The organism is Vibrio sp. 10N.222.46.A1 (assembly GCF_041473595.1).
GTDB classification, from domain to species: Bacteria; Pseudomonadota; Gammaproteobacteria; order Enterobacterales; family Vibrionaceae; genus Vibrio; species Vibrio tasmaniensis_A.
In genome coordinates this window covers 1-8,406 of the sequence record NZ_JBFRSN010000434.1, presented here as the reverse complement: position 1 = coordinate 8,406, position 8,406 = coordinate 1, and the positions used below count along the sequence as shown (strand labels likewise).

Here is an 8,406-nt window from a genome sequence, read left to right as displayed (position 1 = left end):
AATCTGAGTTCTCGGTTAACTTTAATCGCTACTTCAAAGAAGATTTAGAGCTTCTACAAACCTTTATCAACGATGAGTTGGTTGAAGTCGATGACAAAGAAATCCGCGTAACTTTGCGTGGCCGTTTGCTGATCCGTAACATCTGTATGTGTTTTGATAAATACCTACGTGCCAAGGCTCGCCAACAGCAATTCTCTCGCGTCATCTAATAACTCGATAGAGAATAGAAACATAAAAAATGCCAGCATCATGCTGGCATTTTTGTATCTGACTCATTCGGTTTCTGCCTGATTTAGGCGCGGCTCTCTTTGGTGCCCTGTTTAGCCTCTGCGTTTTATTCGACTTTGTTATTCGTTTTAAACTTGGCATTTAGCTTACTGCCTAGGTCGGTAGGCCATTGGTCAAACGGAACTGGACGGCTGTATAAGAAACCTTGAGCTAATGGGCATTGAAGCTGCTTGAGTAGTTCAGCTTGTTGTTGTGTTTCAACGCCTTCTGCCACCAAACTCACTTTGAAACCCTTGGTAATGTTGACGATGGCCGCGACGATGGAGCTGTCTAGGTTCTCTTTTTCCAACTTACTGACGAAGCTGCGATCGATCTTTAAGCAATCAAATGGCAGTTTGTGTAAGTAAGCCAGTGACGAATAGCCGGTACCAAAGTCATCAATTGCAATCGAGATGCCTAGTGCTTTTAGCGTCAGCATATTATCGATGATGGTTTGGTCATTGTCGACGATGCGTGATTCAGTGATCTCTAGCGTCAGGTTTTGGGCTGGTAATTTGGTGTCACGCAGCGTGGTTTTAACCAATTCAATAAATCCGCTTTCACTCAGTTGGTCGACAGATAAGTTAACGTGAATAGAGAAGTCTTTATTCCATTTTCCAGATTCAATCGCAATTGCGGTATCTCGACATGACTTGTGCAAAATCTGCTTACCAATGTCGTAGATCAATCCTGTTTCTTCTGCTAAAGGAATGAACTCCAAAGGTGAGATTATACCCTCGTCCGTTACCCAACGAGCCAAAGCCTCGGCACCTATGGTAGCTCCAGATTCAAGGTCGATTATAGGCTGATAGAAAGGCTCGAACTGCTGAAGATCAATTGCCTTGTTAAGACGTGCCAGCATCTTGGTACGATATCTCGATGCTTTGCCCATTTCTGGGTTGTAAATACTGACACTGGTTTTGTCTTGCTTTGCGTTGCTCAAGGCTATACTGCTGTTGCGTAGCAGCAGTGTAATGTCGTTGACGTTCGAGACATTCACGACCCCCATTGATACTTTGATGACCACGCTTTCTGATTCCATGGCAAATGGGGAGGTAAAGATTCGAAGTAAGCGACTCGTCAGTAGTTGAACGTCATCTATTTGATTGATGTTAGGAGCGTAAATCGCAAATTCATCCCCGCCAGTTCGAGCTAACAGGAAGTTCGATGGTAGCGTACCTCTTAAACGAGCGGCCGCAATGATAAGCAGTTGGTCACCATTGTAATGGCCGAGGCTATCATTAATATCTCGAAAGCGGTCAATACCAATTAAATAAAGTGTACCTTTTTCGTTTTCAGGGTTTTTCTTGGCTGTATCAATAAAGCCTTCACGACTATACAGTTTGGTTAATGAGTCATAGGTAAGTTGAGCCTGTAACGCCTGAAAAGAAGCCTTTAAATTGTTGGTCATTTCATTAAATGACGCAGTTAACATGCTAATTTCATAGATGTTGCCCGTTTTTGGCATGCTCGTCTCCCAGTCACCTTTGGCGAGGCGCTTTGCTGCCCCTGCAGTTGAAGTGATGGGTTGAGTTACGCGATTAAAGGCAATTAATCCAGCGATAATACCAATGCAACTGAGAGTTAGACCGAGTAACCAACTGTTTCTTTGGTTTTTTGGTAATTCACCAAGTAGGCTACTTTCTGGGATCGACATACCAATAATCCAAGTGATGCCGTACTCATCTTCATAAGGGGTAAGTTGATTGAAATATCGTTCGTTATCTAAATTAAAACTAAAGCGCTGCACATTTAAATCATCGATTAGATGAAACTTATCTACATAACGGGCACTTTCACGTATTACCGCGTTAGCACTCTCTGTTGCTAACAAGCGCTGGCCTTTGTCTGTTTGTCCTGTTCCCCAAGAGACCACGCTGCCTCCGCCCGAATGAGCGACTAAGCGCTGTTGCTTATCAATAATATAAACAGAGGCATCCGTTTTATCTTTGAGATCCTTGAGAAAAGCATTAAAGGTGTTGATCTTAATATCGCTGGCGAGGACACCTTTGAGCTCGTTATCACTATAGATAGGAGCGAGAGCCGATAAAGTGATCTCTTGTCGTTCATCTGCATTGGCATAAATTGATGACCATACAGCCTTGTTCTGTGTCACTACTGGAGTGTACCAAGGGCGAACTCTAGGGTCATAACCTGAAATTGTGGTTCGAATGTCTCCGCTAATCGTATTACCACGATAAATGACAAGTTTGCCTTGAGTTCGATCATCCCGAGCCATTAAAGTTAAGCCGCGGTTTGTTTCTTTTCGAAAGCCGACATAGTTACCATCTTCAGAACCAAAGCCGATTACATCAAGCTGAGGGATCGCTTGAAAATGCGCAGAAAACTTGTAAAGAATATAGTCTTGAACCTGACTAAGATTTCCCTCTTTATAAAGGTTGTGATAACCGATGTTATGACTTAGTGAAAGGTTAGCGTGAAATGGCTTTTCTAAAAAATCGGCAAGGCTTTGATGAACGTTATCAGTGAGTGATGTTAGTTGGCGCGCACTAATATCACTCACCATCTCCTTGTAGCTTTGCTTTTGAGTGAAAATCATTACGCCCATAGTGAAGAGAAATATCATCACGAATGGCAGAACCACTGCGGTTCTCAAGGTAATTTGTGTTTTCAAAGACATCTTTAGCTACAGTTTGGATAGATAGTGTACTGTAATTGTACCGATACTATTCAAAGCAAGCGACACTTTTTTAGCTTTAAAAAATATGTATCTAAAGGCATATATAGATCAGTACAACTCTTTGAGTTTACGAGTCAGGGTGTTTCTTCCCCATCCTAAAACTTTCGCTGCATCTTGTTTATGGCCATTAGTATGGTTGAGTGCGGCCTCTAATAATATACGTTCAAACTCGGGTAGAGCATAAGTCAGCAGCTCTTTTTCGCCGGAATCAAGCGCACTCTTGGCCCAATTAGCCAGCAGTTGTTGCCAATTACCATCAGTACCTTCGCTGATTACAACCTTCTCTTCCAACAACTCAGGTGGTAGATCCGAAGGGAGTATTTCGCTGCCGCTCGCCATTACAGTTAGCCAACGACAAATGTTCTCAAGCTGACGTACGTTACCCGGCCAATTGAGCTGATTGAGCTTCAGAATGGTCTCTGGGTGTAGTGTCTTCACTTCTACGCCAAGCTCTTCAGCGGCTGATGCTAGGAAGTGGTGAGTCAGCTTTTCAATGTCCTGTTTACGTTCGCGCAGTGCCGGAATATGGATTCGGATAACGTTGAGTCGATGGAAAAGGTCTTCACGGAAACCACCGTCATGTACTAAGCGCTCAAGATCTTGGTGGGTTGCGGCAACGATACGAACATCGACCTTAACCGCAGAATGTCCACCTACGCGATAAAACTGGCCATCAGACAGCACGCGCAGTAGTCGAGTCTGAATATCGAGTGGCATGTCGCCAATCTCATCAAGAAACAGAGTACCCCCGTTGGCTTGCTCGAAGCGTCCTTGGCGAACACTGTTAGCACCGGTAAAGGCGCCTTTTTCGTGGCCAAACAGTTCTGACTCGATGAGATCTTTGGGAATCGCAGCCATGTTCAGGGCGATAAAGGGCTTTTTCGCTCTTGGGCTGTGACGATGTAAGGCGTGTGCGACTAGTTCTTTGCCTGTACCTGATTCACCATTGATTAGCACGGAAATGGATGACCGAGACAAACGACCAATGGCGCGGAAGACTTCCTGCATCGCAGGCGCTTCGCCAATGATTTCTGGCGCGTTGGTGTCTTCTACTGCTTCACTCGCCTGTTCTCGCTTTTGCTCTTGGCTGTGGGCGATTGCTCGTTCTACTAAAGTCAGTGTCTCATCGATATCGAACGGCTTAGGCAGATACTCAAAAGCGCCTTTTTGATAAGCATTGACCGCAGCATCAAGGTCTGAGTGCGCGGTCATAATGATCACTGGCAGGTCGGGAGAGCGTTGATGAACCTGATGCAAAAGCTCAATACCGTCAATGCCGGGCATGCGAATGTCGGACACCAAAACGTCTGGTGTCTCGCGCTCAAGAGCAAGTAATACGCTCTCTGCATCAGCAAATGTTTCACACTTTATATCCGCAGATGAAAGTGTTTTCTCTACTACCCAGCGGATAGAGCTGTCGTCATCGACGACCCAAACGTATCCCTTACTCATAATTCAAATCCTTTGCAGCCAAATCTATTGTGATAATCATTGTTGTTTTTATTGTTCGGTATTCAGTGTTGCCAATGAAACGTTGTTTCCAGTGGGAGACACAGCTTTGCTTATATCGGCAAATAAATCGTGAATGTGGTGTTGCCCGGCCAGCTTTCAACATCAATTTTCCCATTGTGTTGATCGATCAGGTTTTGAGATATCGATAGCCCTAGCCCTGTACCTCCTTCTCGTCCGCTGACCATTGGGTAAAACAGGGTGTCTTTCAATTCATCGGGGATACCCGGGCCGTTGTCGCAGATCTCAATGCGAGCGGCGAGTTTGTGTCGCTGACCATGAATGTTTGCTTGATGCACCGTTCTGGTGCGAATGGTGATTTTTCCTGATTCTTGAGCCTTCAGAATCTGAGCTGCGTTGCTCACTATATTGAGCATGGCTTGTTCTACCTGTGCTGAATCCATCAAGATGTCCGGTAGGCTCGGGTCGTAGTCTCGTTCGATGACGAGTGTTGAACCTGATTCTAGCTCGACGAGTTGCCTTACTTTTTCAAGTATTTGGTGAAGGTTCTCTTCCGATTTGGTCCCCGGTTTCTGTGGGCCAAGCAGGCGATCGACCAAAGCTCTCAGGCGGTCGGCTTGCTCAATAATGATCTGCGTATATTCATTAAGGGACTGATCAGGGAGCATTTTACCAAGTAGCTGCGCGGCTCCTCTTAATCCGCCCAATGGATTCTTAATCTCATGGGCTAATCCACGCACCAATAGTTTAGCCGCTTGTTGTTGTGCGTGTTGGTTGAGCTCTTGGCTGAGGCGTCTTTGTTGGTCTATCTTGCGCATCTCAACCAATAACAGCGTTTCTCGCTGCCAAGAGATTGGGCTCACTGTTACCTCAAGCATTAGTGGGCGGTTATCAACCACAAAGGTAACGTCGCTGTCTGTGATGCTTTGGCCACTTTGTAGCGGTTGAGTCAACAGCGCTAAATCCAGTGAGGCGTGCTGGATAAGTTGGCTCAGAGGGTGATCAACGATACGTCGTGCACTTTGCGAAAAGAGTTGTTCAGCCGCCGGGTTGGCGTATCGGACATACAGTTGCTCATCGAGCATCAATGTTGAGGTCACCATATTGTCGAGAATGGCGCTGGAAAGATGATGTGTATCTATGCTGTCGCTTTTGGCTGATCGATTCACTATTTCGTCCTTGAACTGGTGTTTTTCTCACTGCACCAAATTGGTGCGAAGCTAAGTTCAAGTATGGCGCATATCAACCAGAAGCTAAAGATAATTCATTAGAGTCGCTGAAAGCTGCTTCGATCAGGTGAAAAGTAGAGGTAATTTGGCCTCTTTTAACACATTGGCTTACTTGAGCGTCGCTCGATGTAAATACACGGTGACTGGACTAGTAGATGCAATAAGCTTGCCGCTTCTATGTGCTTGAATTGCAATGGTGTGAGTGCCTCGATCGATACCTTTCAATTCCCAATTAGGTTGGGTTTGTGGAGCGCCATAACGACGACCATCGAGCATCAATTGCAACTGCTCTCCAATACCAAGCTTGCGGTTGAGTTCTATTTTTATTGGGATTAAGCCACGGTTGCTGCGGATGGTTTGATCATGAACTGGAGTCAGCATGCTGAGGGCTAACTGAGCGGGTACCTCTCGTTTCGTGTTATCCGTTTTTTCCTGAGCTTGAACTGGTGTTGCCATTTTAGTTGTAGAGGGATCTGCAGCGTCAACAGGCGTTGAAGCCTCAAATTTAGGAGCAGGCGCGGAAGCTTGTACGTCAGGTAGGCGCAGAGCCTCCGCACCTTGATCGGTAGGGGTATCACTAAAGTGAAGCACACCATCCTCATCTTCCCAGGTGTACACCGTTTGAGCAGAGCACGAGAATGCGACTGTTAATCCGATTAGGAACAGTATGTTTTTCATATCGTTAGCCTCTTTTCACCGTTAGGTGTTTTCACGTTTGACGTTAGTTTTGTTATTGATTTTATTGTATTTATAGCAACAGCCTCTGAGGGCTTTTGTTTAAGATATGGTACGAGGAAGCTGGGGGAGGGAGAATAGAAAAAAGGCCCGCCTGCGAGGCGAGCCTAATATTTTTTAGTGCTTCTTACATGTTGCAATAGCTTTTATTGCAGTAAGAATTACATGCTAACCGACTAAGGATTAAACTGAGTAGTACAGTTCAAACTCAAGTGGGTGTGTAGCCATGTTCACGCGCTGTACGTCATCAGATTTCAGAGTGATGTAAGAATCGATGAAGTCGTCAGAGAATACGCCACCAGCAGTTAGGAACTCACGGTCTTCGTTAAGTGCTGCTAGAGCACCTTGTAGAGATTCTGCAACTGTTGGGATTTCAGCTGCTTCTTCTGCAGGAAGGTCGTATAGATCTTTATCCATAGCTTCGCCAGGGTGGATCTTGTTCTTAATACCGTCAAGGCCAGCCATAAGCATTGCTGAGTAGCATAGGTATGGGTTAGCTGCTGGGTCACCAAAACGTAGCTCGATACGACGTGCTTTCGGGCTTGGTACTACTGGGATACGGATGGAAGCAGAACGGTTACGTGCTGAGTAAGCAAGCATTACAGGTGCTTCGAAACCAGGTACAAGACGCTTGTATGAGTTCGTTGATGGGTTAGCAAATGCGTTGATTGCGCGAGCGTGCTTGATTACACCACCGATGTAGTAAAGAGCCATTTCAGATAGGCCGCCGTACTTATCACCAGCAAACAAGTTTTGTCCATCTTTGTTCAATGACATGTGAACGTGCATGCCAGAACCGTTGTCACCAACTAGTGGCTTAGGCATGAATGTCGCTGTTTTGCCAAATGCGTGCGCAACGTTGTGTACAACGTACTTGTAGATTTGAGTCTCATCCGCTTTTGTTGTTAGCGTGTTGAAGCGAGTTGCGATTTCGTTTTGACCCGCAGTTGCAACTTCGTGGTGGTGAGCTTCAACAACTAGGCCCATCTCTTCCATTACTAGACACATTGCTGAACGGATATCTTGAGATGAATCGACAGGAGCTACTGGGAAGTAACCGCCTTTAACGCCAGGACGGTGACCTTTGTTACCGCCTTCGATGTCAGAACCTGTGTTCCAAGCGGCTTCTACATCATCAATCTTGAAGAAAGAACCAGACATGTCGTTTGAGAACTTAACGTCATCGAATAGGAAGAATTCTGGCTCTGGACCCACTAGAACTGTGTCTGCGATACCCGTAGAACGTAGGTATTCTTCAGAACGTTTAGCGATAGAGCGTGGGTCACGGTCGTAGCCTTGCATTGTTGCAGGCTCAAGGATGTCACAACGGATGTTTAGCGTTGCATCTTCTGTGAATGGGTCCAGTACAGCAGAAGCTGCGTCTGGCATCATTACCATGTCAGATTCATTAATGCCTTTCCACCCAGCTACTGAAGAGCCGTCAAACATTTTGCCTTCTTCGAAGAAGTCTGCATCAACTTGGTGAGAAGGAATAGAGATGTGCTGCTCTTTACCTTTTGTATCAGTAAAACGTAAGTCGATAAATTTAACTTCGTTCTCTTGGATCAGGGATAGTACATTTTCTACTGACATCTTGGATAACCTCCAGTGTTATTAATTCGGTATTAGCTCGATTCGGTTGAAACCAGCATTGATTAATGTCTATACGTGCATTAATCGATGCTGATTTATCTATAGCCAAAAACGTGCCAAAAAAATTATTCCATTAATTTCAATGATTTACTTGTTTTCTTTATTTGCGAACTCTGACTTTTGCACCAAAATGATCTTTGATTGCACGGTATTGGTGCAACTGTTTATCTGTGCACCAATATGAGACATAAGCGAACACCATTCAGCAATGAATTGCCTAAGTTGTCAATCCACTTTTGTTATTTTACCTGAGATTTGGTTGCCCACTTCGCGGGTGATACTTTTCGATAACCCTACGAATTAGTCGACTAGACACTGTACGGAACCAAAGTTAAGCGGATATGAATCGCT

At 45.1% G+C, this 8,406-nt stretch carries 5 protein-coding genes and 1 pseudogene; 1 reads left to right on the top strand and 5 read right to left on the bottom strand.

Annotation, left to right across the window (positions count from 1 at the left end; translation table 11 throughout):
• A pseudogene (locus AB4496_RS13410) lies at positions 1–209 on the top strand (oxygen-independent coproporphyrinogen III oxidase); the annotation flags it as partial.
• 125 nt (positions 210–334) lie between these two features.
• Here the strand turns inward: AB4496_RS13410 and AB4496_RS13405 are convergent.
• From AB4496_RS13405 to glnA, 5 genes are all read right to left on the bottom strand, one after another.
• Positions 335–2,908, bottom strand: a complete 2,574-nt coding sequence (locus tag AB4496_RS13405) for an EAL domain-containing protein (protein WP_009848041.1) — start codon at positions 2,906–2,908, stop codon at positions 335–337.
• A gap of 108 nt (positions 2,909–3,016) precedes the next feature.
• A complete protein-coding gene (gene glnG, locus AB4496_RS13400; protein WP_009848040.1) occupies positions 3,017–4,420 on the bottom strand; it encodes a nitrogen regulation protein NR(I) in 1,404 nt (467 codons plus the stop codon).
• 110 nt (positions 4,421–4,530) lie between these two features.
• Positions 4,531–5,607: a nitrogen regulation protein NR(II) gene (gene glnL / locus AB4496_RS13395; RefSeq protein WP_012602997.1), complete on the bottom strand. Its 1,077-nt coding sequence runs from the start codon at positions 5,605–5,607 to the stop codon at positions 4,531–4,533.
• A gap of 168 nt (positions 5,608–5,775) precedes the next feature.
• Positions 5,776–6,345 (bottom strand): DUF4124 domain-containing protein, encoded by a 570-nt coding sequence (locus AB4496_RS13390; protein WP_009848038.1) that lies wholly within the window; start codon positions 6,343–6,345, stop codon positions 5,776–5,778.
• 240 nt (positions 6,346–6,585) lie between these two features.
• The gene (gene glnA / locus AB4496_RS13385) at positions 6,586–7,995 is read right to left on the bottom strand and encodes a glutamate--ammonia ligase (RefSeq protein WP_009848037.1); all 1,410 of its coding nucleotides are present in this window, start codon (positions 7,993–7,995) and stop codon (positions 6,586–6,588) included.
• Between the last annotated feature and the right edge of the window lie 411 nt (positions 7,996–8,406).